Below are 24,703 nucleotides of genomic sequence, written 5' to 3' on the forward strand. Positions count from 1 at the left end.
CGTGTGACAGGGCCTCTCACGGCTTGCCTACTGCGTACCGCACTGCGAGACGACCTTCTGCTCTTCCTCCGAGAGAGTGGGGCCGGGGCTGGTAGTGGGTGCGGTCGTGGACGGGGACGGTGAGGTCGACGCCGAGCCCGACGGGTTCGGCGTCGGTGTCGCCTTGGACGTGAGGGAGGTGCGGGTGGTTCCCGTGGTGCCTCCGGCCTCGCCCTCGCCGGTCTGGGAGTTGTTCCGGCTCTCGGCCGCCTGCTGCTCGGCCCGCTTCTTGCATGCGGTGGCCTGCACGGACAGCTCGTCGATCTTCTTCTGAGCGTTCTTCAGATCACCTTCGGCGATCGTGCCCTCGACCAGCTCCTGCTGGTACGGCGGCAGGTACTTGAGTTCGATCTCGGGGTGGTCCTTGGCCACCTTCGAGAGCGACACCCAGGCCAGGTCCTGGCTGATGCCCCGGTACAGCGCCACGTGCTCACCGTTGGTGCCGACGTAGTACTGCGTCTGCGTCCAGCGGTAACCGCCGTAGAGGCCGCCGCCGATGACCCCCAGCGTGAGCACGATGTAGAAGGATCTCTTCAGCCACTTGCGGCCTTTGCGGGGTTTGACGAAGTCGTCGTCGCCGTAGTCGCCGAAGCTGCTCTCGGGGATGTAGCCGGTGGTGTCGCCGGAGCCGGGCGGGCCGAACTCGCCGCCTCCGCCGCCCTGTCCGGGCACCTGACGGCCGAGCCCGGAGGCGCGCCCGGCCGGGGTCTGCATGTAACCGTTGTCGTTCAGCTGGTTCTGGTTCTCGGCCACCGCGCCGACCACGACCGGGGTGTCGGACAGCTGCCCGGCGAGGGTGTCGCCGGTGTCGAGGTCCAGGACGTCCGCGACGATGACCGTGATGTTGTCCGGGCCGCCGCCGCGCAGCGCGAGCTGGATGAGCTCCTGCACGGTCTCCTGGGGGCCCTGGTAGCTGGCCAGGGTCTCTTCCAGGGTCTGGTGCGACACGACCCCTGACAGGCCGTCGGAGCAGATCAGGTAGCGGTCGCCCGCGCGGACCTCGCGGATGGAGAGGTCGGGCTCGACGTGGTCACCACTGCCCAGCGCGCGCATCAGCAGGGAGCGCTGCGGATGGGTGGTGGCCTCCTCCTCGGTGATGCGGCCCTCGTCGACGAGCCGCTGCACCCAGGTGTGGTCCTGCGTGATCTGGGTGAGGACGCCGTCCCGGAGCAGGTACGCGCGCGAGTCGCCGACGTGCACGAGACCGAGCCGCTGGCCGGTCCACAGCAGGGCGGTGAGCGTCGTGCCCATGCCCTCGAGCTGTGGATCGTCCTCCACCATCGCGCGCAGCTGGTCGTTGGCGCGCTGGACGGCGGTGCCGAGCGAGGTGAGGAGGTCGGAGCCGGGAACGTCGTCGTCGAGGGCGACGATGGTGGAGATGGCCTCGGAGGAGGCGACCTCACCGGCCGCCGCGCCACCCATGCCGTCGGCGATGGCGAGCAGGCGCGGACCGGCGTATCCGGAGTCCTCGTTGCCCTCCCGGATCATGCCTTTGTGCGATCCGGCGGCGAAGCGCAGTGACAGACTCATGCGCACCTCGCCCGTCGGCTCCGGGTACATCCGCACGGTGCCCACCCTCCGGTCGGGAGCGCGCCGGGGCCCGGGGTGGGGGCCGCCACTGCGTGCTCGCTCCGCTCGCGCCTACTCATGATGTAGCACTACTTCCGCAGCTCGATGACGGTCTTGCCGATGCGGAGGGGCGCGCCCGGTGCGATCGGTGTAGGGGTCGTCAGCCGCGCTCGGTCGAGGTACGTGCCGTTGGTGGAGCCCAGGTCCTCGACGATCCACTGGCCGTCGCGGTCCGGATAGATCCTGGCATGGCGGCTGGAGGCGTAGTCGTCGTCCAGCACGATGGTGCTGTCGTGCGCCCGGCCCAGCGTGATGGTCTGCCCCTGGAGCGCGACGGTGGTGCCGGTGAGTGTGCCCTCCGTCACCACCAGCTTGGTGGGAGCGTTACGGCGCTGGCGGCCGCCGGCGGCCTGCTGGCGCTGTGGCGGCGGCGCGGCCTGCCGGGCGGCCTGCTGCTGCCGCCCGCTCTCCCGCCGCGCCCCGCGCTGGGTGACACGCGTACCGAACAGATCGCTGCGGATGACCTGCACGGCCACGATCACGAACAGCCACAGAACGGCCAGAAAACCCAGCCGCATGACCGTGAGGGTCAGCTCTGACATTGCCCCCGCTTCACCCTTCGGCTTGCCGGTAAATGATGGTGGTACTGCCCACGACGATCCGCGAGCCGTCGCGGAGCGTAGCGCGGGTGGTGTGCTGTCCGTCCACCACGATGCCGTTGGTGGAGCCGAGATCCTGGATCGTCGAGGGCGTTCCGGTCCGGATCTCGCAGTGCCGGCGGGAGACGCCGGGGTCGTCGATCCGCACGTCGGCCTCGGTGCTGCGGCCCAGCACGAGCGTCGCGCGGGAGATCTGATGGCGGGTGCCGTTGATCTCGATCCAGTGGCGCATACGACCGCCGGCCGCGGGAGCGGGTGCGGCCGGGGGCCGCTGTCCGCCCACGGGCTGCGGGTAGCCGTAACCGCCGGGGCGGCCGCCGGGGGGCGGCGCGGCCGGCATGGGCGGGGCGCCGGTGGGCGCGGCGGCCGGCGGGTAGCCGTAGCCGCCGGGAGCGCCCGGAACCGCGGGACCCGGCCGTACGGCCGGGGCCGCGGGCGCGGAGGCCTGCTGGTCGGTGGAGGAGGCGAGCGTACGGCTGCGCACCCGGTACAGACCGGTGTCGAGGTCGTCCGCCTTCTCCAGGTGGACCTTGATGGGGCCCATGAAGGTGTAGCGCTGCTGCTTGGCGTAGTCGCGCACCATGCCGGCGAGCTCGTCGCCCAGCTGGCCGGAGTAGGGGCTGAGCCGCTCGAAGTCCGGCGTGCTCAGTTCCACGATGAAGTCGTTGGGGACGACGGTCCGGTCGCGGTTCCAGATGGTGGCGTTGTTGTCACACTCGCGCTGGAGCGCTCCCGCGATCTCCACGGGCTGCACCTCGGACTTGAACACCTTGGCGAAGGTGCCGTTGACCAGACCTTCGAGACGCTGCTCGAATTTCTTCAGGACTCCCATGGGGCACCTCCTCCGTAGCTGCTGCCGTCCTGCGTCCCGCTGAGCGGGCGTTTCCGTGCTCGGTACCGCTGGTACTGCTCGTGCTGTCCGTACTCGTACCGCTCGTGCTGCTCGTACTGCTTACTGATCGTATCCACGCGCCGGTGAATCGGCTGGTTCCCCCTGTCGGCCCGGTCGACGGGTGTCGACGGGGTCGACGCTTGTCGAGGTTCCCTGTGGAGCTCCCCTTCGAACTCTTCTCGGACGTAGTCCTGGCATGGATCGTAGAGGGGGCCGCAGACCAGTGTCCCGCACCGGGCTGTGGACCTGGACCGGCTCCTGGGGAGACGGACGTGACCGGTACGAGGTTGATACGTGAACGGATACCGGTTGAGGGACCGGTTACCCGTTCCTGCGGAGCCGCAGGCTCGCCCGGCCCGGCGGGTTCGGCGGCCGGACGGAGACTGCGCTGGTCGGCGGCTGCCCGGTCGGAAGGGATGTGAACCCACCCCTCCCTGCGTGCTAATGTTCTGCGTGTCGGAAGGCGCCGCCCCCAAGGGGGAACAGCCCGAGGACACACCCAATGCGCGGGTGGCGGAATAGGCAGACGCGCTGGATTCAGGTTCCAGTGCCCGAAAGGGCGTGGGGGTTCAACTCCCCCCTCGCGCACATCGCGGAGTACCGAAGGTGCTCCAGTTGTACAGAGGAACGGGCGGCATCGTGATCACGGTGCCGCCCGTTCCTGTGTTCATGTGTGGCCAGAAACACACAGACCGCCGAGGGCCTGGGGCTGTCGGCGGTCCCTTTTCTGGGCGCGAGGATTCCGGTTGGTCTGCTGCGGGGTGGTTTCCCTTCCGCAGGCTATTGGTGGCTTGTGAGGAACGTCTCAGGGCTGGGGAGCGTAGCCCTGGGTCCGGGGGTGCCCAGTGGCTCGGTCTTGCGGCGGCGGGTGGGGTCGGCGGTGGGGCCGGTTGCCGTGGAGGACGATGGAGTCCGCCCTGGCGGTGAGTTTGCGGCGGTTCGCGTGGGCGAGTTGGAAGGCCGGCAGAAGGGTCTGGGCGGCGATGCCTCGGATGCGGCGGGTGCCGGCGCCTGCGAGGCGTTGGTAGAGGGGGTCCTTGGCCTAGTTTCTAGCCGTTGATGCCTTCGACGCTGTTGCGGAGCCGGAAGTACACGCGCTGCCAGGCTTCGGAGCCGTGATGGAGGGGCTGCCAGAGGTTGGCGCCGGCTTCCGGCGGGACCGTGACCGTCTTCTGCTTACAGCACAGGGGTGAGTCTGCGGGGCTCGGGGCGGGCGGGGTCTACGACGGGGCAGCCGGATGCCGCGGCCGAGGGTGTGCTTCTTGAGTGGGCACTGGGTGCGGTTGGCTTCAGCGGGGCACATGACGCGGCGGTGGCCTTCGGCGTCGGGGCGCTGCTTGGGCATGAGGAGGTAGGCGGCTCGGGCGGGTGCGGTCGATCCAGGTCTGTTTGTCGATCTTCTCGGCGATCAGGTCCTTGGTGGCGTCCTTGAGGGTCTGAGGCATGGAGGGGCAGTACCAGTGGCCCTCGACGAGGATTCGCGGATCGTGCTGTCCGTCCCGGCCTGCTTGCCGAGTCGGTCTGCGCGGCAGCCATTGACGGGCTCACTCGGTATGAGCTGCCGCTGTGGGCCGGGGGCTCTGCCCGGGGTGATGTGCAGGAAATCCGATGGGCCGGACCGAAGAAACGAATCAGCTGGTCAGTGCACCATTCCTTGATCAATCAAGTCGGTGAACCATTCCATCGGCCAGAAACATGATCGCGGCGTCGGAGTTCTTTTCGGTCGGAGGGATTCTCCGCCGGAAGGAGATTGTTCATGGTCACGCTTCATCGATCCAGGCTGGTCATGGCCCTTGCCGCTGCGTGCGCTCTCGTGCTGACGAGTTCCTCGGTGGCGCAGGCCAGCACTGTCGGATCGACTCCTGTCCGAACCTTCCAGTACAGCGTTGGCGGCATGGCGATGAAGGTTCCGACCGGCTGCATGTTCACGCACATCATCCGAGGTGGCGGAAAGAAGATCACCTGTCAGAACGCCGGCGTCGACTGTGCTTTTCTCGCCGCGCTCGGCACTGGTTTCTGCAACTGGCGGATCGACTTCACGTACGCGGACATCAACAACAAGACGTACAGGACCTCCCGGGGGCGAACGCACCCTGAGTGCAAGATCGACCCGATGCGGAGCAACTCTCCCCAGATGCTGCCTCGTTATGGAAAGGCGTGTGCGCATCTTCACGTCAACGGGGTGCGCCGAGTGAGCCAGTGTCACCACATCACGAAGTGAGCCGTTCATGATTGATCAACAGCAGGGGCGGGACCAGCGCTTGTAGGCGCGACGGCGGTCGGCTGGGATCGCCGCGTTCGTGGCGGGTCTCGTCGTGACACTCGCCTTCTTCGCCTTCTTCCCTGGGCTTCCGCACATCATCGACTGGGGGGCGATCGTCGTCGCCGTCCTGGCAGGAGCACTGGCCCGATGGGTCTGCCAGTCCTGGATGGGGAAGTGGAGCAGAGAGGGCAAGTGAACGACGTTTGATCAGTGCGGTGGTCCGGTTTCCCGGTGGATCTCCGGCTGGCTCTGCCGGAGGGCTGTTCGCTGCGGACTGCTTGTGGCTTGTGGCTTGTGGGGAAGGTCTCAGGGCTGGGGGGACGTAGCTCTTGGGGAAACGAGGTCGGTGAGACGGGCCTGTGCGCGAACCGGACCTTGGCGCGAAACTCGCTCCCCGTCCACAGATCGGTGAGCCGATGACTGCCCCGATGGGCCCCGGTTATGCTGCCCCGTCCCAGAGGCCAGGGAGGATTCGCACCATGAGCAGCACCGCTTCACCCTTCCCCGATCGCATCCGGCTCACGGGGGAAGGTCTGGTCCTGCGTGACTGGACGGAAGCCGACCTGACCCTGATGCCGGATCTGTTCGACCATCCCGACATCGCGTACTGGACGCCGATCGTCTCCCCCTTCGACGAAGCGGCCGCTCGCGTACGGCTGGACCGGGACCGGCGACTGCGGGCGGAGGGCACGACCATCCTGCTCGCCATAACCGTCGACGGCCGCGCGCCGCTCGGTGAGGTGATGCTGCGGCGCGCCCCGGAGGGCATGGAGATCGGCTACGCGGTCGGCCCGGCCCACCGCGGCCAAGGGCTGGCGGTCCGAGCGGTGCGGGTGATGGCCAGGTACGCCTTCGAGCAGCTGGGCGCGGATCAAGTGATCCTGGAGCTGGAGGCCGAGAACGCCGCCAGCGTCGCCGTGGCCACCAAGGCCGGCTTCAGCCTGCTTGACGTGCCGCTGATCGAGGGCGAGGAGAAGGGGCGGCCCTTCGCCCTGCAGACGTGGGGTCTGCGGCCGACTTCGTGACGCTGTCCAGGGCGACTGTCCGCCTGGACGTCTTCAAGCTGGGTGGGCAACACATGGACCACCGGCGAGTGAGCCGTTCATGATCGGACAACAGGAGGGGCCGGACCAGCGGACGGAGGCGTGACGGAGGCGTGACGGCGGTGGTCGGCTGAGATCGTCGCGTTCGTGGCGGGTCTCTTCGTGACAGTCGCCTTCTTCGCCTTCCTCTCGTTCCTCGCTTTCTTCCCTGGGTTTCCGCACGTCGTCGACTGGGGCGATCGTCGTCGCCGTCCTGGCGGGAGCATTCATCCGAGGGTCTGCCAGTCCCGGATGGGAAAGCGGCACAGGGGCAGCGGCTGAGCCCGGGCAGAGTGACGCGGGCCGCTGAAGGAACCTCGCGGGGCCCGCCCAGGGCTCGGTGCCGCTCGTTCTCTGGGCGTTATGCGGCGAGGCGTTCGGCCAGGTGCTTCGCTTTGGTGGTGGCGTCCTGGAGGGCGCGCTCGCGGGAGGCCTCATAGAGGGGGAGCAGCTCGGACATCGCCGGGTTCTGCGGGGCCATAGTGAGTTCCGGGACGATGAAGTCGAGGTCCACGGCGAGGGTGTCGGCCAGAACCGCTTTCAGGTACGTCTGCACGTACTCGTAGCCCTCGCGCGGGGTGCCCGGCGCGTAGGACCCTCCGCGGCTCGCGACGACCGTGACCGGGGTGCCCTTGACCTTCGAGTCCTCGGTCATGGCGGTGCGGCCGATGAGGATCACGTTGTCCAGCCATGCCTTGAGGGTGGACGGGATGGAGAAGTTGTACATCGGGGCGCCGATCAGCACCGCGTCGGCCTGCTCCAGCTCCTCGATCAGCTTCACGCGCTCGGCGAAGGCGGCCACCTGCCCGGGAGTGTGCGTGGCGGGATCGGCGAAGCCGGCGCTGTGGGCGTCGGCGGTGATGTGCGCGACGGGATCGGTGGCGAGGTCGCGGTAGACCACCGTGCCCCCCGGGTGCTGCTCCTCCCACGTCCGGCGGAAGGCGTCCGTCACCGCGCGGGAGGAGGACATGTCGGTCGGGAAGACGGAGGAGTCGATGTGCAGCAGCGTGGCCATGAGGTCTCCGGGACGGTGTGGGCGGACGGGCCGGCGTGCGGGAGCTGTCTGCCCGGACGGCTATAGATTCGTACCCGACTATGGATAGCACAGTCACTTACTTTTTTTCATCTCCTTTGGGGAGGGCAGTACCCTGAGGACATGACGATCGAGCAGAGCCACGACCCGGCGGCCTGCAAGCAGGTCGACACGGGCATCACCCGGGTCTTCCAGCTGCTCGGAAAGCGCTGGACCGGCGCGATCGTGTCCGTCCTGACCAACGGGCCCGCGTACTTCGTCGACCTGCGCCGGGCCATCCCCGGCATCAGCGAGCGCATGCTCTCCGACCGGCTGACCGAACTCGGCGCCGCGCGCCTGGTCGTGCGCGACGTCGACGAGGGGCCGCCGCTGCGGGTGTCCTACCGGCTGACCGAGGCGGGAGCGGCGCTGGAACCCGCGCTGGGACTCCTCGCGCAGTGGGCGAAGGAGCATCTGCCGGAGGGGGAGCGGCCCGCAGGGTGCTGAGGCCGCCCGCCGACGGGGCGGGTGGGTTGCGTCGGCGGACGGCGGGAGCTGGACGGCGGGAGATGGACGGGAGGACGGCGGGAGGCGGTGGCGTCGCCCGGAGTGCTGAGGGGCGTCGGCCGGAACTCTGAGGTGCGTCGGCCGGAGGGCTGGGGTGTTCGCGGGGTTTTCCACAGCTTTGGAGTTGTCCACAGGGTCTGACGTGTTTCGGCCACCGGATGTACCGTCGGCACGAGTTGATGTTCGTGCCTGGGCGAGCGTGAGTACGTGTACGGGGAGGCGGTCGACATGACCGAGATCGGTGCTGAGACGGCGGCGGGCGCGGAGTCGGCGGGGGCGGACGCGGTCCCTGACCGGAAGGCGGCGGTGAGTGGCGGGAACGCCCGACGGCTGCCGCCGGTGCGGGGCTTCGCCCAGTGGCCGGCCGAGGGGACGCCCAAGGAGGAGGGCAAGGCGCTGCGGCACCGGATTCCGCGCGCCGCGCACGCCGACCTCGACCTGGACGGTGGACGTCCCGACGCGGTGAGCGCGGTCGAGGAGTCGAGCCGTGGCCGGCTTCCCGGGCTCACGCCGATCCGGGTCGGCAGGATGGCGGCCACCCCCTTCGCGTTCCTGCGCGGAGCGGCCGGCCTCATGGCGTACGACCTGGCCCGCACGCCCATGACGGGGATCCGCGCGCAGATCTGCGGTGACGCCCACGCGGCCAACTTCGGCCTGTACGGCGACGCGCGCGGCGGCCTGGTCATCGATCTGAACGACTTCGACGAAACGGTCCACGGCCCCTGGGAGTGGGACCTCAAGCGTCTCGCCACCTCACTCGTGCTGGCCGGCCGGGTGGCGGGCGTCGACGAGGACATCTGCCGCAAGGCGGCGCACGACGTGGCGGGCGCGTACCGCCGCACGATGCGGCTGCTCGCCAGGCTCCCGGTCCTGGACGCGTGGAACGCCATCGCGGACGAGGAACTCGTCTCCCACACCGACGCCCACGACCTGCTCGGCACGCTGGAACGGGTCTCCGAGAAGGCGCGGGCCAACACCAGCGGGCGCTTCGCCGCGAAGTCGACGGAGTCCACCGAGGACGGCGGCCGCCGCTTCGTCGACGCCCCACCGGTGCTGCGGCGCGTTCCGGACGCGGAGGCCGCTGCGGTGGCCGCGTCCCTGGAGGAGTACGTCACCACGCTCTCCGAGGACCGCCGCCCGCTGCTGGCCCGCCACGCGGTGCAGGACGTCGCCTTCCGCGTCGTCGGCACCGGCAGCGTCGGCACCCGGTCCTACGTCGTGCTGCTCCTGGACCACCGGGGAGAGCCGCTCATCCTCCAGGTCAAGGAGGCCCGTCCGTCCGCGCTGGTGCCGCATCTGGTGACGGCGGGCTTCGAGGTGCCCTCCGTCGACCACGAGGGACGCCGGGTGGTCCTGGGCCAGAAGCGTATGCAGGTGGTCAGCGACAGCCTGCTGGGCTGGACGTCGGTCGAGGGGCGGCCCTTCCAGGTGCGGCAGTTCCGCAACCGCAAGGGCAGCGTCGACCCCGCGGCGCTGACCGCCGACCAGATCGACGACTACGGCCGGATGACCGGCGCCCTCCTGGCCCGGGCCCACGCCCACAGCGCCGACCCGCGCCTGATCGCCGGGTACTGCGGCAAGAACGAGGAACTGGACGAGGCGATCGCCACGTTCGCGGTGGCCTACGCCGACCGCACAGAGGCGGACCACGCGGACCTGGTGGCGGCGGTACGGGCGGGGCGGATCGCGGCGGAGGAGGGGGTGTGAGGGGTGTGAGGGCGGTCTGTTCCGTGGTCCCCGCCGGCCGTGGCCTACGCTGGTCGGGTGACGACCCCGGAAGCTGAGCAGGGCGGTGTCCCCGGTGAGGACCGGCCGACGCCGCAAGGCGGTGTGCCCCGGCCCGAGGAACGGCTGGAGCGGGCCGTGCGGGCCGCCGAACAGGCGCTGATCGAGTACGAGATCGCCGTCGAGACCTTCCGTATCGAGGTCGAGAACTTCGAGCGGCTGCACCACCAGAAGCTCGGCCCGATGTACACCCGGCTCGACGAGCTGGACGCGGAGATCGCCGAGGCCCGGGCCGCGCGCACCGGTGACCCCGAGGACCTGCGCAAGGCCGACGAGGCGCGGGCCCGGGTCATGCCGATGCCCGGTGTCGAGGAGTTGTTCGGCGGCTGGATGAACGGCGAGGGCCTCTTCCCGGAGGCCGCGTCGATGCTCACCGATCAGCCGGTGCAGCCCCCGCAGCGGGTGCGCCCCAGCGACGAGGCCCGCAAGCTGTATCGCGAGCTGGCCCGTAAGGCACACCCCGACCTGGCCCAGGACGAGAGCGAACGGGCCCGGCGTGAGGAGTTCATCACCCGGGTCAACGGCGCCTACGCCCGGGGCGACGAGGCTCTGCTGCGGGAGCTGGTGCAGGAGTGGGCCGCCGGGCCGAAGCCCCCGGAGCAGCGGCCGACGCCCACCGAGGAGCTCTACGCCCGCCTGGAATGGCTCGCCCAGCGCAAGGAACTGCTCACGGTGGTCGCGCGGAAACTGGAGGAGAGCGCGATCGGCGGGATGCTCCGGATGGCCCCGGAGGACCCCGACCGCCTCCTGGACGAGATCGCCGAGAAGCTCCTGGCCGACGTCGCCGAGCGCGAGGCGCAGTTGGCGGCACTGCTCGGGTAGCCGTGGCCGGGTCGCCGGCGGGTCGTGCTGTGTTCCCGCCGGACCTGGGCGACCCCGGGCAGCATCCGGTAGCGCCTTGGGGACGCACGCGTCGGGTAGCGTCGGGGACATGCATTTCGGATCTGGTGTGCCCACGGTCGAGGTCACGGACCTCAAGGACGGCGATTTCCTGCTGGACGTCCGCGAGGACGACGAGTGGCAGGCGGGTCACGCCGAGGGGGCGCTGCACATCCCCATGAGCGACTTCGTCTCCCGGTACGGCGAGCTGACCGAGGCGGCGCCGCAGGACGGGCGGGTCCACGTGATCTGCCGCTCCGGCGGACGTTCGGCGCAGGTCGCGATGTACCTCGTCCAGCAGGGCATCGACGCCGTGAACGTCGACGGCGGTATGCAGGTGTGGGCGGCCGAGGGTCGTCCCGTCGTGACGGACGAGGGCCGGGCGGGCTTCGTCCTCTGACGTCTGCCGCGCTCGCCGCGCCCGTCCTGCCTGCCGCGCCTGCCCGAGGACTCAGGCCAGGGGGTGTGCCGCCAGCAGGTCGCCCAAGGCCTCCTCGTGTGCCGAAGCCGGGCCGAGCGACAGTTCGAGGTGCTTGGCCCAGGCGTGGTAGCGGTGCAGCGGATAGTCGACGTCGGCGCCGAACCCGCCGTGCAGATGCTGTGCCGTCTGCACCACCCTCCGGACACCCTCGGCCGCCCAGATCTTGGCGACGGCCACATCACCGGAGACGGGCAGCGTGCCCTGGGCCGCCGTGCCGAGCCGCCACGCGGCCTGCCACAGGGTGACCTCCATGGCCCGCAGATCGATATAGCGGTCGGCGGCCTGGACGGCGACGGCCTGGAAGGTGGCGATCGGATACCCGAACTGCTCCCGCTTGCTGGTGTAGTCACCGGTCATCCGCAGCACCCGTTCGCCCAGCCCCAGTGCCAGCGCGCACGTCCCGACGGCCAGCAGATCGCGCAGCCACTCCCAGGCGCCGTCGGCGTCGATGACGTCCCGGTCCGCGATCCGCGCCGACTCCAGGCGCAGTTCGCCGAGCAGTTCACCGGTGGTGGAGATCTGCTCGGCCAGAGCGACGCCGGCGTGCGGGCGGGGGACCAGCGCGAGGACGGTCCGGCCGACGTCGGTGTGGGCCGGTACGACGACGAGGTCGGCGCCGTACGCCCACGGCACCGCCGTCTGCACCCCGTCCAGCACCCATTCCTGCCCCTCCTGCCGTGCGGTGACGGAGAGTTCCGCCGGATCGTGACCGGTGCGACCGCTCGCGGCGACCGTCAGCACGACCTCCCCGCGACCGGCCCGGGCCAGCAGCGCGGACCGCAACTCCGCCCCGCCATGGGCCTGTACGGCGGCCATGGCAGCGCTGTGCTCCAGCAGCGGCACCCGCGCCAGCACTTTCGCCGCCTCACGCAGCACCAGGCACAGCGCGATGGCGTCCAGGCCCGCACCGCCGTACTCCGGTGCCGCCACCAGGCTGAGCAGGTCCGCGTCGGCGAGCGTGGCCCACAGCGGGCGGTCGAAGTCGTCGGCGACGGCTCCCGCGGTGAGGGCCGGACTGGGCACCGCGTCCGGAACGACCCCGGCCAGCACCCCCCGGGCCGCCTCGGCTGCCGCCTGCTGCTCGTCGGTGAAGGTGAAGTCCACGGTCCTGTCCTCCCAGCCGGTCCGCTGATCTGACGGTCCGTCAAGATAGAACAGGTTCTAGAAGAAGGGAACGGTCAGGCACCGCTGTACCCCACCGTCCCTCAGCGGTCGAAGTCCAGCTCCACCTTCTCCGTGACCGGATGCGACTGGCATGCCAGCACGTACCCAGCCCGTGTCTCCTCCGGCTCCAGGGCGAAGTTGCGGTCCATCCGCACCTCGCCGGTCACCAGGAAGGCCCGGCACGTCCCGCACACCCCGCCCTTGCAGGCGTAGGGCGCGTCGGGCCGGTTGCGCAGCACCGTCTCCAGCAGCGACTCGCCGGCCTGGACGGGCCAGGTACCGCCGCGGCCGTCCAGCCGCGCGGTCACCGTGCTGTGCGCGGGAGCGGGGGCGGTGGCCGTGGGGGCGGCCGGGTCAACGTGGAAGATCTCCTCGTGCACCCGGGTCCGCGCGACCCCGAGTTCCCGCAGGGCCCGTTCCGCCCCCTGCACCAGCCCGAACGGCCCGCACAGGAACCAGCCCGCCACCCGTTCCACCGGCAGCAGCGCCGGCAGCAACCCGGTCAGTCGCTCCTGGTCGAGCCGCCCGGACGGCAGTCCGGCCTGCTGCTCCTCCCGGGAGAGCACCGTCACCAGGTGGAACCGCTCGGGGTAGCGGTCCTTCAGGTCGGCTACCTCCTCCAGGAACATCGTCGAGGCGGACGTCCGGTCGCTGCGTATGAGGCAGAACCTGGCCTCCGGTTCGCGTGCCAGCAGCGTCGACACGATCGACAGCACGGGGGTGATGCCGCTGCCGCCGACGATCGCGGCGTACAGGCCGGGCGCGGGGTCGAGCGTGAAGCGGCCGGCCGGGGTCATCACCTCCAGTTCGTCGCCGAGGTCGATCTCCTTCAGCGCGTAGGTGGAGAAGGCACCGCCCTCGACCAGCCGCACCCCGACCCGCAGGGTGCGCGGGCCCTCGCCGTCCGGCGCGGGAGCCGGGGAGCAGATCGAGTACGTCCGTCGGAGCTCGACGCCGTCGACCGTGCGGCGCAGGGCGAGGTGCTGGCCCGGGGCGTGCCGGTACTCCTCGCGCAGATGCGACGGCACGGTGAGGGTGAGCGCCACGGAGTCGTCGGTGAGCCGGTCGACCGCCGCCACCGGGAGTGCGTGGAAGCGGGCCATCACAATTCCTTGAAGTGGTCGAAGGGCTCACGGCAGGCGAGACAGCGCCGCAGCGCCTTGCACGCCGTCGAGGAGAAACGGCTCAGCAACTCGGTGTCCGCGGAGCCGCAGTGCGGGCAGCGGATCGGGTCGGCCTCTTCGGCGGCTGAGGGCATGCCGACTTCGCGTGGTGCCGTCGTTGTCGCCCCCGTCGCCCCCGTCGCCCCCGTCGCCCCAGGTTCCGGGGGTTCCGCGGTGAGGGTGCGGGTGGGGCCCAGGGCCAGGGAGACCGGTGTGGCCGTCCGTCCCGTGCGGGGCGGGGCGATGCCGAACTCGCGCAGCTTGCGACGCCCCTCGTCCGTGATGTCGTCCGTCGACCAGGCCGGTGCGAGCACCGTGCGCACGGTGACCTCCCGCACGCCGTGCTCGTGCAGCACCCGTTGTATGTCCACGGACATCGCCTCGACGGCCGGGCAACCGGTGTACGTCGGTGTCAGCTCGACCTCGACCGCGTCAGCCCCGCGCACGTGCACCGCGCGCAGCACGCCCAGCTCCCGCAGGGTGAGCACGGGCAGTTCGGGGTCGGGCACCGAACCGGCCACTTCGAGGAGTTCCGCTTCCAGGGCGGTGACCGTCACCATGACGCCCCCGGGTGGCTGCGGTGCAGATGCTGCATCTCGGCGAGCATCCGCCCGAAGGGTTCGGTGTGCAGGCCCTGACGACCGGCCCCGGCGGTCCAGGCCCCGGACCGAGGGCCCTCCGGGACCGTGAGGGTGGCCCGGCCCAGCACGTCCTGGACGGAGGCGAGCCAGGCCGCCTCCAGCCGCTGTCCGTCGACATCGAGTCCCTCCACCGGCTGGAACATCTCGCCGGTGAACCGCCACAGCGTCTCGCAGGCCCGCCGCATCCGCTCATGGCCGGCCTCTGTGCCGTCACCGAGGCGCAGGGTCCACTGTTCGGCGTGGTCGCGGTGGTACGCGACCTCCTTGACGGCCTTCGCGGCCAGTGGAGCGAACGGGCCGTCCCCCACGGCCAGCTCGGCATAGAGGAGGTGCTGGTAGGTGGAGAAGTACAGCTGGCGGGCGATGGTGTGGGCGAAGTCGCCGTTCGGCTGTTCCACCAGCTGGAGGTTGCGGAAGGCGCGCTCCTCGCGGAGGTATGCCAGTTCGTCCTCGTCACCGACCAGCGACAGCAGCACCCGGGCCTGGCCGAGCAGGTCCAGCGCGATGTTGGCGAGCGCGACCTCCTCTTCGAGGACGGGCGCGTGGCCCGCCCACTCCCCGAGGCGGTGCGAGAGCACCAGGGCGTCGTCGGCCAGGGAGAGGGCGGCCGCCGCGGGAACGGTCGTGCCGGGCGTCTTGGGGGCGGTGCCAGGGGCCGTCACCGTCGTGGATTCACCGGCTGCCATCGTTGAGGTCTCGGCGGCTGTCCCCGTGGTGGTCCTGGGGGCGGCCCCCGTGGTGGTGGTCTCTCGGGCTGCCGCCTCTGTGGTCTCAGGTGTGGTCACAGGTGCTTCACCCCCTCCGGGATCTCGTAGAACGTCGGGTGGCGGTACGGCTTGTCGGCGGCCGGCTCGAAGAACGGGTCCTTCTCGTCGGGCGAGGACGCGGTGATCGCGGTCGATGGGACGACCCAGATCGAGACCCCCTCACCGCGTCGGGTGTACAGGTCACGGGCGTTGCGCAGGGCGAGTTCGGCGTCCGGCGCGTGCAGGCTGCCGGCGTGGGTGTGTGAGAGCCCCCGGCGGGAGCGGACGAAGACCTCCCACAGAGGCCCTTCGGTGTCGGTCATCCTCGGTTCACTCCCGTTCCGCCGCTGTGCTTGGCCGCGTACGCGGCGGCCGACTCCCGTACCCAGGCACCCTCGTCGTGCGCCCGCCTGCGCTGCGTGATCCGCTGTTCGTTGCACGGCCCGTTGCCCTTGAGGACGTTCCAGAACTCCGTCCAGTCGATGGCGCCGAAGTCGTGGTGGCCCCGCTCCTCGTTCCACTTCAGGTCCGGGTCGGGGAGGGTCAGGCCCAGGGACTCGGCCTGGGGGACGCAGATGTCCACGAAGCGCTGGCGCAGTTCGTCGTTCGAGTGCCGTTTGATCTTCCAGGCCATCGACTGGGCTGAGTGCGCGGACTCGTCGTCGGGCGGGCCGAACATCATCAGGGACGGCCACCACCATCGGTCCACCGCGTCCTGCGCCATCGCGTGCTGCTCGGGGGTGCCGCGGCTGAGAGCCAGCAGCAACTCGTAGCCCTGGCGCTGGTGGAAGGACTCCTCCTTGCAGACGCGGACCATCGCGCGGGCGTAGGGGCCGTACGAGCAGCGGCACAGGGGGACCTGGTTGGTGATCGCGGCGCCGTCCACCAGCCAGCCGATCGCGCCGACGTCCGCCCAGGTCAGCGTCGGGTAGTTGAAGATCGAGGAGTACTTCTGGCGGCCGGTGTGCAGCTTGTCGAGCAGTTCGTCGCGGCTGGTGCCGAGGGTCTCGGCGGCGCTGTAGAGGTAGAGCCCGTGGCCGGCCTCGTCCTGCACCTTGGCCATCAGGATGGCCTTTCGGCGCAGTGAGGGCGCGCGGGTGATCCAGTTCGCCTCCGGCTGCATGCCGATGATCTCGGAGTGGGCGTGCTGGGCGATCTGTCGGACCAGCGTCGCGCGGTAGGCGTCGGGCATCCAGTCGCGGGGTTCGACGCGCTCGTCGGCGGCCACGGCGGCATCGAACGCGCGCTCGAGAGCGGCGGTGTCGCTGGTGGCGCGGTCAGGAGCGACGTCCTGTCCGCCGCGTCCGCCGTACGGCTGTGGGCGGGTCGTCTCGGCCTCCCGTGCCGTCTGGGCTGTATGCGCCGTGTGGTCCGCGGCTGCTGTCGCCATGAGGTCCCCCTCGACCTGGACTCTTCCGGGGTGCTCCCGACCGATCGTTCGGTTCGTGCGATTCCATGGTGAGACGGGCGCCGTAAGGTGTCAACCGCTGTGGATAACCCGTGGGTACTCCCGGCTGCCGCCTGTGGACAACCTGGGCGACGTGGGGCGGGCCCGGAGGTGGGCCCGTGGCCGGTGAGGGCTGTGCCGGGCGACCGGCTCTGAGTACCGTTCCGTGCGAGCGCCGAGGAGCTGTGGACCGAGCGGGTGGGCACGGGCGGGCGACATCAACGAGCAGGACCGGGCAGGACCGGGGTCCGGGATCGGGAAACGGGGCGGAATGGACGCGTACGACGAAGGCTCGAAGGCCCCGGGTGGGCCGGGCGAGTCGAGCGCCGCCGACGCCGCCAGCGCTCCGGATGCCCTGGCGGCCCCGGGAGCTCGGGAAGACTCGCCAGTCCCGCCAGTCCCGCCAGTCCCGCCAGTCCCGCCAGTCCCGCCAGTCCCGCCAGTACCGGCGGTTCCGGTCATGAAGGCACCCAACGCCTCCGATGGCCCCGACGCCTCCCACGTCTCCCGCGCTTCACCGGCACCGATGGCCTCACCTTGGCCCACCGGCTCCCAAGGACCGTTCGCCCATCGAGGACCGTCCGCCTCCCTGGACGCGTCCGCCACCACCGCCGCCACGTCCAGCCCCTCTCTCCCCGCCGACATCAAGGCCGCCGCCACCCCGGCCGAGCCCCGCCCGGGCCTCTCTGCCCTGTCCGCCCTCTCCCTTCCGTACCAGATAGGTGTCGCCGTGGCCCTCGCAGTCGTGGCAGTGGCCGTCTGTGTGCACATCGGCATGGTGTTCCTGCACGTCGCGCCGTCGAACACGCTGTCCAAGCAGCACCGTGAGTCGATCGACGACTGGATCTACCCGGAGTTCGAGCAGAACTGGAAACTCTTCGCTCCGAACCCGCTCCAGCAGAACATCGCGGTCCAGGTCCGCGCCCAGGTCCGCGATCCGGACGGCCGCCTGCGGACCACCGGCTGGCGGGACCTGTCCGCCCAGGACGGCCGGGCCATCGACGGCAATCCGCTGCCGAGCCACACCCAGCAGAACGAACTGCGCCGGGCCTGGGACTTCTTCGTCGCCACGCATGACACCGACAACCGGCCGATAGGCCTGCGCGGCTCCCTCGCCGAGACGTACCTGCGCCGCATCGTGACGCTGCGTCTGGAACGCGAGGACGCGGCCGGCAAGGGCGGCACCCTCGACCTCGTCCAGATCCGCTCCCGTACCACCAACGTGCCCCCGCCCCGGTGGAGCGAGGAGCAGGTCTCGGACGAGCCGGTGTACCGGGTGCTTCCCTGGTGGTCGATGCCGGAGGACGACGAGGCCGGCACGGCGGCGGGGGGCGCCCGGTGAACCGATTCGCCCTGTCCGTCTCGACCGGCATAGCCCGGGTCACCGAAGCGGCCCTCGGCCCGTACCAGACCGCCGTCATCCGCATCGGCTTCAGTGCGACCTGGCTGCTGTTCCTGCTCCGCGAGTTCCCCCACCGCCTGGAGATGTACGGTCCCGACGGTCCGTGGAGCTGGGACCTCGCCGAGCAACTGATCTCCACGAACGGCGCCTTCACCGCCCTGATGTGGATCGACGGCCGGTTCTGGTTCGAGACCGTCTACGCCCTGTCCGTCCTCGCGAGCGTCCTGCTGCTGCTGGGCTGGCGCACCCGCTCGATGTCCGTGCTCTTCATGGTCGGCGTGCTCTCCCTCCAGAACCGCAGCATCTTCATGGGAGACGGCGGCGACAACGTCCTGCACCTGATGTGCGTCTATCTCGTGTTCACGCGCTGCGGCCAGGTGTGGTCCCTGGACGCACGCCGGGCCCGGCTCACCCGCGAGGCACGCGCGCGTACGGGGCATGTCACGGACCGTCTCGGTCCCGGCCTGTGGGGCGTATGCGGGCTCGTGCTGGTCGCGGTGACCTTGGCGGGCCGGCTCGACGGCGACCCGACCGTACCGGTGCTGCTGTGGGTCGTATGGCTCACGCAGGCCCTGTGGTGGGCCGCCGGGCGGTTCCCCAGGTCGGGACAGCCACGGATTCTGCTCGACGTGATCGGCAACATCGTCCACAACGGTGCCCTGCTCGTGATCATGGCCGAGGCGTGCCTGATCTACGCGACGGCCGGCTGGTACAAGATCCAGGGCTCGCGCTGGCAGGACGGCACCGCCGTCTACTACCCACTGCACCTCGACTACTTCTCGCCGTGGCCCGCCCTCGCCGACCTGCTGTCGGCCAGCGGCACGGCGGTGATGCTGGTGACGTACGGCACGGTCGCCGTCCAGGTCGCCTTCCCGTTCACGCTGTTCAACAGGCGGGTGAAGAACGTCCTGCTCGCGGCCATGATCGTCGAGCACGTCGCGATCGCCGTGCTGCTCGGGCTGCCGTTCTTCTCGCTGGCGATGATCGCCGCCGACGCGGTCTTCCTGCCGACGTCCTTCCTGCGCCGGCTGGGAGGTTGGGCCGCACGCGCGCGTGGACGGCTGGGCGGACGAGTGGCCCGCGCGCGGGGACGATCGGCGGCGGGCGCGGCGGGCGCGGCGGGCGCGGCGGGCGTGCCGGGCAGGGACCGTACTGCGGTGCCGGAGCAGCGCACGGAGCAGCACACGGAACAGTTCGCCGGGCAACGCACGGAACAGCACACGGAACAGTTCGCCGGGCAACGCACGGAACAGCACACGGAACAGTTCGCCGGGCAACGCACGGAACAGCTCGCCGAGCAGTCCACGGAGTACCGGGAGGACGCCGAGCGCCGGACGAACCGTGGGACCCCGGAGAACGCCGACGCCGAAACGACCCCGGAGGTAACCGAGCGCCCGACGAACCGTGGGATCCCGGAGAACGCCGACGCCGAGACGACCCCGGAGGTAACCGAGCGCCCGACGAACCGTGGGATCCCGGAGAACGCCGACGCCGAGACGACCCCGGAGGTACCCACGCCTCCCGCCCCGGACGCCTCCCGGAGCCCCGACCCCCCGCTGCCCCGGAGAACCCCGACCGCGCACCCGTAGGCTTCACGGCATGACCGCGCCCGATCCCGTCAGCCGGTGGCGCCGGCTCGCCGACACCGCCGTCCTGCTCGACGGCTTCCACGCCCTCAAGCACGCGGTGCGCTTCGACGCCGAGGTCCCGGTGGCGGTCACCGTCGACCGGCGGGCCGCGCTCGCCCTCGCCGACGAGTTGGCTCCCGACGTACGGGACGCGCTGGACGCGCTGCTGACCGAGGTCCCGGAGACGACGTACGCGTCCCTCGTGCCGCGGCCCCACCCCACCGCGGTGGCCGCCCTGGCGGTACGGCCCTCGCGGGTGGCCAATCTGCGCGCGCTGGCCCGCGCTCCCCGCACCGCGCCCGTCGTGATCCTCGATCATCCGCGCAATCTGGGCAACGCGGGCGCCGTGATCCGTCTGGCCGCCGGGTTCGGCGCGACCGGTGTGGTCACCACCGGCACGCTCGACCCCTGGCACCCCACGGTCGTACGCGGCGGAGCCGGGCTGCACTTCGCGACCGCCGTGGAACGGCTGACCGTGGAGGAGTTGCCGCCCGGGCCGGTGTTCGCCCTCGACCCCGAGGGCGACGACCTGCGCGGCACCAGACTCCCGGACGACGCCGTCCTCGCCTTCGGCTCGGAGCGCAGCGGCCTGTCGGTCGGCCTGCGCGCGCGGGCCGACCACTTGCTGGCGCTGCCGATGCGCCCCCAGGTCTCCAGCTACAACCTCGCGACCAGTGTGGCCATGACGCTGTACCACTGGAGTGCCACCGGGGGCGCGACCAGCTAGCGCCGGCTGAGGTCAGGCCTGGTTCTGGACCTCGCGCCGGACCTCGACCACCCGGAAGCGGTTGGCCACGAAGGCGCCGTCGCACAGCGCCGCGCTGGCCGCCGGGTTGCCGCCCGAGCCGTGGAAGTCGGAGAAGGCGGCCGTCTGGTTGACGTACACCCCGCCGGTGAGGTTCAGCGACAGCTGGGCGGCCTCCTCCAGACAGACCTCCTGGACGGCCTGCTCGACCTCCTCGTCGGTGGTGTAGGCGCCCACCGTCATCGCGCCCTTCTCGCGGATCGTCCGGCGCAGCAGCTCCGTCGCGTCGGCCACCGAGTCGACGGCGACGGCGAAGGAGACGGGCCCGAAGCACTCGCTCATGTAGGCGGGCTCGTCGTCCGTGCCCTCCCAGTACTTCCGCGCGCCGTCCAGCTTGACGATCACGGGCGTACGGACGACCGCGTCCGGGAACTCCGGGTTGGTGACCTCCCGCGAGGGCAGGGCGACCTCGCCCAGGCCCGTCGCGGCCTCCAGGCGGGCCTTCACGTCCGGGTTGACGATGGCGCCCAGCAGGGCGTTGGCGCGCGCGTCGTCGCCGAGCAGTCCGTCGACCGACCGGGCGAGGTCCGCGACCACCTCGTCGAAGGTCCTGGGGCCCTCGTCGGTGCGGATGCCGTCGCGCGGGACGAGCAGGTTCTGCGGGGTGGTGCACATCTGGCCGCTGTACAGCGACAACGAGAAGGCCAGGTTGGACAGCATCCCCTTGTAGTCGTCCGTGGAGTGGACCACCACCGTGTTGACGCCGGCCTTCTCCGTGTACACCTGGGCCTGGCGGGCGTTGGCCTCCAGCCAGTCGCCGAAGGCGGTGGAGCCCGTGTAGTCGATGATCCGGATCTCCGGGTGGGTGGCCAGCGTCTTCGCGATGCCCTCGCCGGGCCGTTCGGCGGCCAGTGCCACCAGGTTCGGGTCGAAGCCGGCCTCGGTGAGCACCTCGCGCGCCACCTGGACGGTGAGGGCGAGCGGCAGCACCGCGCGCGGGTGGGGCTTGACGAGCACCGCGTTGCCGGTGGCCAGGGAGGCGAACAGGCCCGGGTAGCCGTTCCACGTGGGGAAGGTGTTGCAGCCGATGACGAGGCCGATGCCCCTCGGTACCGGGGTGAACCGCTTGGTGAGCGCGAGCGGGTCGCGCTTGCCCTGCGGCTTGGTCCACTCCGCCGTGTCGGGTGTGCGGACCTGCTCCACGTACGCGTACGCCACCGCCTCCAGGCCGCGGTCCTGCGCGTGCGGGCCGCCCGCCTGGAACGCCATCATGAACGCCTGGCCGGAGGTGTACATGACCGCGTGCGCGAACTCGTGCGTGCGGTCGCTGATCCGCTTGAGGATCTCCAGACAGACCATCGCGCGCGTCTCCGCGCCCGCGTCGCGCCAGGCCCGTTGCCCGGCCCTCATGGCGGGCAGCAGGACGTCGACGTCCGCGTGCGGGTAGGTGACGCCCAGGTCGATGCCGTACGGCGAGACCTCGCCGCCCACCCAGTCGTCCGTGCCGGGCTGGCCGAGGTCGAGGCGGGTGCCCAGCAGGGCGTCGAAGGCGGCCTTGCCCGCCGCCATGTCCAGGCTGCCGTTCTCGCCGTAGGCCTTGGGGTGTTCGGGGTGCGGGGACCAGTACGCGCGGGTACGGATCGCTTCCAGCGCCTGGTCGAGGGTGGGCCGGTGCTTGGCGATCAGATCGTGCGCGGTGAGTTCGGCGGCCATGCGGGACCAACTCCTCGTCTCTTGAACTCGTCGTCGAGCTCATGACCTGGGCGGAAACTGGGGCAGCAACAGGCAGTCAGAGTTAGAGTAACCGAACGATCGGTCGGTACAAGGGGGTCCGCCGCATCTGTGGAAAACCCCGTGCGGGAGGATCGCGCCCATGACAGCACTCGACCTCAGCAGCCCCGTGGCCGTCGTCGGCACCGGCACCATGGGCCAGGGCATCGCCCAGGTGGCGCTGGTCGCGGGTCATTCCGTACGGCTGTACGACGCCGTTCCCGGCCGGGCGCGGGAGGCGGCCGACGCGATCGGCGCGCGCCTCGACCGGCTCGTCGAGAAGGGGCGTCTCGGCGCCGCCGACCGGGACTCGGCCCGCACCCGTCTGCTGCCCGCCGAGCGCGTCACCGACCTGGCGGACTGCGCCCTGGTCGTCGAGGCCGTGCTGGAGCGCCTGGACGTCAAGCAGGAACTCTTCCGTGAGCTGGAGGGCGTGGTCGACGAGGACTGCCTGCTCGCCACCAACACCTCGTCCCTGTCGGTGACGGCCATCGGCGGCGCCCTGCGCAACCCCGGGCGCCTGGTGGGCCTGCACTTCTTCAATCCCGCGCCGGTGCTCCCGCTCGTCGAGGTCGTCTCCGGGTTCGCCACGGACGTCACGTCGACCACGCGCGCGTACGAGATGGCCCGCGCCTGGGGCAAGACCCCGGTCGCCTGCGCCGACACCCCCGGCTTCATCGTCAACCGCATCGCCCGGCCCTTCTACGCCGAGGCCTTCGCGGTCTACGAGGCCCAGGGCGCCGACCCGGCGACCATCGACGCGGTCCTGCGCGACTGCGGCGGCTTCAGGATGGGCGCCTTCGAACTGACCGACCTGATCGGGCAGGACGTCAACGAGTCCGTCACGCACTCCGTGTGGCGGTCCTTCTTCCAGGATGTGCGCTTCGCGCCGTCGCTCGCCCAGCAGCGCCTGGTCGAGTCGGGCCGGCTCGGCCGCAAGACCGGGCAGGGCTGGTACGACTACCGCGACGGAGCCGACCGCTCCGAGCCCCACACCGCCGAGCCGGCCCAGCCGCCCGCGTACGTCGTCGTCGAGGGCGACCTGGGCCCCGCCTCCGAGCTGGTCCCGCTGATCCGCGAGGCGGGCATCCAGGTCCGCGAGGAGGACGAGGACCACGGCACCCGCCTGGTGCTGCCCGGCGGCGGCCAGCTGGCCCTCGCCGACGGCCAGACCTCCGTCGAGTTCCGGGACGTCGTCTACTTCGACCTCGCGCTCGACTACCGCAGGGCCGGCCGCATGGCCCTGTCCGCCTCCCAGGACACCTCCTCGCAGACCCTCGCCGAGGCCACCGGCCTCTTCCAGGCGCTCGGCAAGCAGGTCAGCGTCATCGGTGACGTTCCCGGCATGATCGTCGCCCGTACGGTCGCCCGGATCGTCGATCTCGCGCACGACGCCGTCGCCAAGGGCGTGGCGACCGAGGAGGATGTCGACACCGCGATGAGGCTCGGGGTGAACTACCCCCTGGGTCCCTTCGAGTGGAGCCGCCGGCTCGGCCGCAACTGGGCCTACTCCCTCCTCGACGACCTGCACCTGCGCGACCCCTCGGGACGCTACGCGCCGTCCCTCGCGCTGTACCGGCACGCGTACGCCACCGACAAGCGGGAGGGCAGCACCTCATGACCACGCCCAAACGCGACACGTACACCCCGGAGACGCTGCTGTCCGTCGCCGTCCAGATCTTCATCGAACGCGGTTACGACGGCACCTCCATGGAGCACCTCTCCAAGGCGGCCGGCATCTCCAAGTCGTCGATATACCACCACGTCACCGGCAAGGAGGAGCTGCTGCGCCGGGCCGTGAGCCGGGCCCTGGACGGGCTCTTCGGGATCCTCGACGAGGAGCACGCGCGCGTGGGCCGGGCCGCCGGGCGCCTGGAGTACGTCGTCCGGCGCATGGTCGAGGTGCTCATCGCCGAACTGCCCTACGTCACCCTGCTGCTGCGGGTGCGCGGCAACACCGGCACCGAGCGGTGGGCCCTGGAGCGGCGCCGGGACTTCGACCACCGGGTCGCCGAGCTGCTGAAGGCGGCGGCGGCGGACGGGGACGTGCGCGGTGACGTGGAGGTGCGGCTGGCGACGCGGCTGGTCTTCGGGATGATCAACTCGATCGTGGAGTGGTACCGGCCGGACGGCCGGGGCATGAACGAGCGCGAGGTCGCCGACGCCGTGGTGCAACTGGTCTTCGGGGGACTACGGCAGGCCGACTGAACCCGGCCTGCCGCTCAGCGCTGCCGCTCTCCCCCCGGAGTTCAGCCCTGCGGTTCCAGGTCCTCCTCCTCGAACACCAGCAGGGTGCGAGTGCTGAGCACCTCGGGAATCGCCTGGAGCCGGGTCAGCACCAGCTCGCGCAGCGCCCGGTTGTCGGACGTGTGCACCAGGAGCAGGACGTCGAAGTCGCCGCCCACCAGGGCGATGTGCGAGGCCCCGGGAAGCTGTCTGAGCTGCTCGCGCACAGTGCGCCAGGAATTCTGGACGATCTTCAGGGTGATGTACGCCGAGGTCCCCTGGCCCGCGCGTTCATGGTTGACGCGGGCCCCGAAGCCGCGGATGACGCCGTCCTCGATGAGGCGGTTGATCCGCGCGTAGGCGTTGGCGCGCGAGACATGGACGCGTTCGGCGACCGACCGTATCGACGCGCGGCCGTCCGCCTGGAGCATCTGGAGGATGTCGAGATCGATGGCGTCGAGAGGACGGGCGGGTGGCAGGGGGCCGCTGCCTTCCGGGCTCGCGGCCATTTGTTCAGATGCCATGTCCCCCCGCCTCTCTCCC

25 protein-coding genes, 1 tRNA gene and 1 pseudogene are annotated in these 24,703 nt (G+C 70.8%); 13 read left to right on the plus strand and 14 right to left on the minus strand.

Translation table 11 applies throughout. The features are described from left to right. Window positions 1-27: 27 nt before the first annotated feature. From QQS16_RS21765 to QQS16_RS21780, 4 genes are all read right to left on the minus strand, one after another. Window positions 28-1,599 (minus strand): Stp1/IreP family PP2C-type Ser/Thr phosphatase, encoded by a 1,572-nt coding sequence (locus tag QQS16_RS21765; protein ID WP_286066403.1) that lies wholly within the window; start codon window positions 1,597-1,599, stop codon window positions 28-30. A gap of 98 nt (window positions 1,600-1,697) precedes the next feature. Continuing rightward, window positions 1,698-2,210: an FHA domain-containing protein FhaB/FipA gene (locus QQS16_RS21770; protein ID WP_286063518.1), complete on the minus strand. Its 513-nt coding sequence runs from the start codon at window positions 2,208-2,210 to the stop codon at window positions 1,698-1,700. Window positions 2,211-2,220: 10 nt separating this feature from the next. Continuing rightward, entirely contained in the window at window positions 2,221-3,099 is an 879-nt protein-coding gene (locus QQS16_RS21775; RefSeq protein WP_286063519.1) for an FHA domain-containing protein, read from the minus strand. After that, entirely contained in the window at window positions 3,087-3,236 is a 150-nt protein-coding gene (locus tag QQS16_RS21780) for a hypothetical protein (RefSeq protein ID WP_286063520.1), read from the minus strand. The genes QQS16_RS21775 and QQS16_RS21780 overlap by 13 nt, the downstream gene beginning before the upstream one ends. A gap of 427 nt (window positions 3,237-3,663) precedes the next feature. Between QQS16_RS21780 and QQS16_RS21785 the strand changes: the two genes are divergently transcribed. Further along, a tRNA-Leu gene (locus QQS16_RS21785) sits at window positions 3,664-3,747 on the plus strand. Window positions 3,748-4,448: 701 nt separating this feature from the next. On the opposite strand, the gene QQS16_RS21790 is transcribed toward QQS16_RS21785, so the two are convergent. Continuing rightward, window positions 4,449-4,604: a hypothetical protein gene (locus tag QQS16_RS21790; protein WP_286063521.1), complete on the minus strand. Its 156-nt coding sequence runs from the start codon at window positions 4,602-4,604 to the stop codon at window positions 4,449-4,451. A gap of 311 nt (window positions 4,605-4,915) precedes the next feature. On the opposite strand from QQS16_RS21790, the gene QQS16_RS21795 reads away from it, so the two are divergent. The 3 genes from QQS16_RS21795 to QQS16_RS21805 all read left to right on the plus strand — a co-directional run bounded on the left by QQS16_RS21795 (window position 4,916) and on the right by QQS16_RS21805 (window position 6,447). After that, window positions 4,916-5,380 (plus strand): hypothetical protein, encoded by a 465-nt coding sequence (locus QQS16_RS21795; protein ID WP_286063522.1) that lies wholly within the window; start codon window positions 4,916-4,918, stop codon window positions 5,378-5,380. Between the two features lie 79 nt (window positions 5,381-5,459). Beyond that, window positions 5,460-5,618, plus strand: a complete 159-nt coding sequence (locus QQS16_RS21800) for a hypothetical protein (protein ID WP_286063523.1) — start codon at window positions 5,460-5,462, stop codon at window positions 5,616-5,618. A gap of 283 nt (window positions 5,619-5,901) precedes the next feature. After that, a complete protein-coding gene (locus QQS16_RS21805; protein WP_286063524.1) occupies window positions 5,902-6,447 on the plus strand; it encodes a GNAT family N-acetyltransferase in 546 nt (181 codons plus the stop codon). Between the two features lie 418 nt (window positions 6,448-6,865). On the opposite strand, the gene QQS16_RS21810 is transcribed toward QQS16_RS21805, so the two are convergent. Continuing rightward, window positions 6,866-7,519, minus strand: a complete 654-nt coding sequence (locus tag QQS16_RS21810) for an FMN-dependent NADH-azoreductase (protein WP_286063525.1) — start codon at window positions 7,517-7,519, stop codon at window positions 6,866-6,868. Window positions 7,520-7,660: 141 nt separating this feature from the next. On the opposite strand from QQS16_RS21810, the gene QQS16_RS21815 reads away from it, so the two are divergent. From QQS16_RS21815 to QQS16_RS21830, 4 genes are all read left to right on the plus strand, one after another. Continuing rightward, complete coding sequence (locus tag QQS16_RS21815) at window positions 7,661-8,023, plus strand: winged helix-turn-helix transcriptional regulator (RefSeq protein WP_286063526.1); 363 nt, start codon at window positions 7,661-7,663, stop codon at window positions 8,021-8,023. Window positions 8,024-8,311: 288 nt separating this feature from the next. Next, window positions 8,312-9,790 (plus strand): DUF2252 domain-containing protein, encoded by a 1,479-nt coding sequence (locus QQS16_RS21820; RefSeq protein WP_286063527.1) that lies wholly within the window; start codon window positions 8,312-8,314, stop codon window positions 9,788-9,790. Between the two features lie 57 nt (window positions 9,791-9,847). After that, the gene (locus tag QQS16_RS21825) at window positions 9,848-10,690 is read left to right on the plus strand and encodes a J domain-containing protein (protein ID WP_286063528.1); all 843 of its coding nucleotides are present in this window, start codon (window positions 9,848-9,850) and stop codon (window positions 10,688-10,690) included. Between the two features lie 127 nt (window positions 10,691-10,817). Beyond that, a complete protein-coding gene (locus tag QQS16_RS21830) occupies window positions 10,818-11,147 on the plus strand; it encodes a rhodanese-like domain-containing protein (protein ID WP_286066404.1) in 330 nt (109 codons plus the stop codon). 51 nt (window positions 11,148-11,198) lie between these two features. Here the strand turns inward: QQS16_RS21830 and QQS16_RS21835 are convergent, their stop codons facing one another. The 6 genes from QQS16_RS21835 to paaA form a co-directional block, all read right to left on the minus strand. Beyond that, entirely contained in the window at window positions 11,199-12,332 is a 1,134-nt protein-coding gene (locus QQS16_RS21835; RefSeq protein ID WP_286063529.1) for an acyl-CoA dehydrogenase family protein, read from the minus strand. 101 nt (window positions 12,333-12,433) lie between these two features. Next, a complete protein-coding gene (locus tag QQS16_RS21840; protein ID WP_286063530.1) occupies window positions 12,434-13,495 on the minus strand; it encodes a 2Fe-2S iron-sulfur cluster-binding protein in 1,062 nt (353 codons plus the stop codon). Then, window positions 13,495-14,115: a 1,2-phenylacetyl-CoA epoxidase subunit PaaD gene (gene paaD, locus QQS16_RS21845; protein ID WP_286063531.1), complete on the minus strand. Its 621-nt coding sequence runs from the start codon at window positions 14,113-14,115 to the stop codon at window positions 13,495-13,497. The genes QQS16_RS21840 and paaD overlap by 1 nt, the downstream gene beginning before the upstream one ends. Further along, window positions 14,109-14,882 carry a 1,2-phenylacetyl-CoA epoxidase subunit PaaC gene (gene paaC, locus QQS16_RS21850; RefSeq protein WP_286063532.1) on the minus strand — a complete coding sequence of 258 codons (774 nt, stop codon included), beginning with the start codon at window positions 14,880-14,882 and terminating at the stop codon, window positions 14,109-14,111. The genes paaD and paaC overlap by 7 nt, the downstream gene beginning before the upstream one ends. Before the next feature lie 95 nt (window positions 14,883-14,977). Continuing rightward, window positions 14,978-15,265 carry a 1,2-phenylacetyl-CoA epoxidase subunit PaaB gene (gene paaB, locus QQS16_RS21855; RefSeq protein WP_286063533.1) on the minus strand — a complete coding sequence of 96 codons (288 nt, stop codon included), beginning with the start codon at window positions 15,263-15,265 and terminating at the stop codon, window positions 14,978-14,980. Further along, the gene (paaA, locus tag QQS16_RS21860; RefSeq protein WP_286063534.1) at window positions 15,262-16,332 is read right to left on the minus strand and encodes a 1,2-phenylacetyl-CoA epoxidase subunit PaaA; all 1,071 of its coding nucleotides are present in this window, start codon (window positions 16,330-16,332) and stop codon (window positions 15,262-15,264) included. Before paaA ends, paaB begins: the two co-directional genes overlap by 4 nt. A gap of 517 nt (window positions 16,333-16,849) precedes the next feature. Here paaA and QQS16_RS21865 point away from each other — a divergent pair. The 3 genes and pseudogenes from QQS16_RS21865 to QQS16_RS21875 all read left to right on the plus strand — a co-directional run bounded on the left by QQS16_RS21865 (window position 16,850) and on the right by QQS16_RS21875 (window position 20,146). Continuing rightward, the gene (locus QQS16_RS21865) at window positions 16,850-17,731 is read left to right on the plus strand and encodes a DUF5819 family protein (RefSeq protein ID WP_502963821.1); all 882 of its coding nucleotides are present in this window, start codon (window positions 16,850-16,852) and stop codon (window positions 17,729-17,731) included. Continuing rightward, a pseudogene (locus QQS16_RS21870) lies at window positions 17,728-18,864 on the plus strand (HTTM domain-containing protein); the annotation flags it as partial. The gene QQS16_RS21865 and the pseudogene QQS16_RS21870, both read left to right, overlap by 4 nt. Window positions 18,865-19,390: 526 nt before the next feature. Further along, on the plus strand, window positions 19,391-20,146 hold the full coding sequence (locus QQS16_RS21875; RefSeq protein WP_286063536.1) for a TrmH family RNA methyltransferase: 756 nt from the start codon (window positions 19,391-19,393) through the stop codon (window positions 20,144-20,146). A gap of 12 nt (window positions 20,147-20,158) precedes the next feature. Here the strand turns inward: QQS16_RS21875 and paaN are convergent, their stop codons facing one another. Next, on the minus strand, window positions 20,159-21,877 hold the full coding sequence (gene paaN / locus QQS16_RS21880) for a phenylacetic acid degradation protein PaaN (protein WP_286063537.1): 1,719 nt from the start codon (window positions 21,875-21,877) through the stop codon (window positions 20,159-20,161). 160 nt (window positions 21,878-22,037) lie between these two features. Here paaN and QQS16_RS21885 point away from each other — a divergent pair, with 160 nt between their 5' ends. Continuing rightward, a complete protein-coding gene (locus tag QQS16_RS21885; RefSeq protein WP_286063538.1) occupies window positions 22,038-23,555 on the plus strand; it encodes a 3-hydroxyacyl-CoA dehydrogenase in 1,518 nt (505 codons plus the stop codon). Next, window positions 23,552-24,142 (plus strand): TetR/AcrR family transcriptional regulator, encoded by a 591-nt coding sequence (locus QQS16_RS21890; protein ID WP_286063539.1) that lies wholly within the window; start codon window positions 23,552-23,554, stop codon window positions 24,140-24,142. Before QQS16_RS21885 ends, QQS16_RS21890 begins: the two co-directional genes overlap by 4 nt. 41 nt (window positions 24,143-24,183) lie before the next feature. Here QQS16_RS21890 and QQS16_RS21895 read toward each other — a convergent pair whose 3' ends face one another. Further along, window positions 24,184-24,669 (minus strand): Lrp/AsnC family transcriptional regulator, encoded by a 486-nt coding sequence (locus QQS16_RS21895; RefSeq protein WP_286066405.1) that lies wholly within the window; start codon window positions 24,667-24,669, stop codon window positions 24,184-24,186. Window positions 24,670-24,703 lie beyond the last annotated feature (34 nt).

It is taken from the genome of Streptomyces sp. ALI-76-A, assembly GCF_030287445.1.
Lineage (GTDB): Bacteria > Actinomycetota > Actinomycetes > Streptomycetales > Streptomycetaceae > Streptomyces.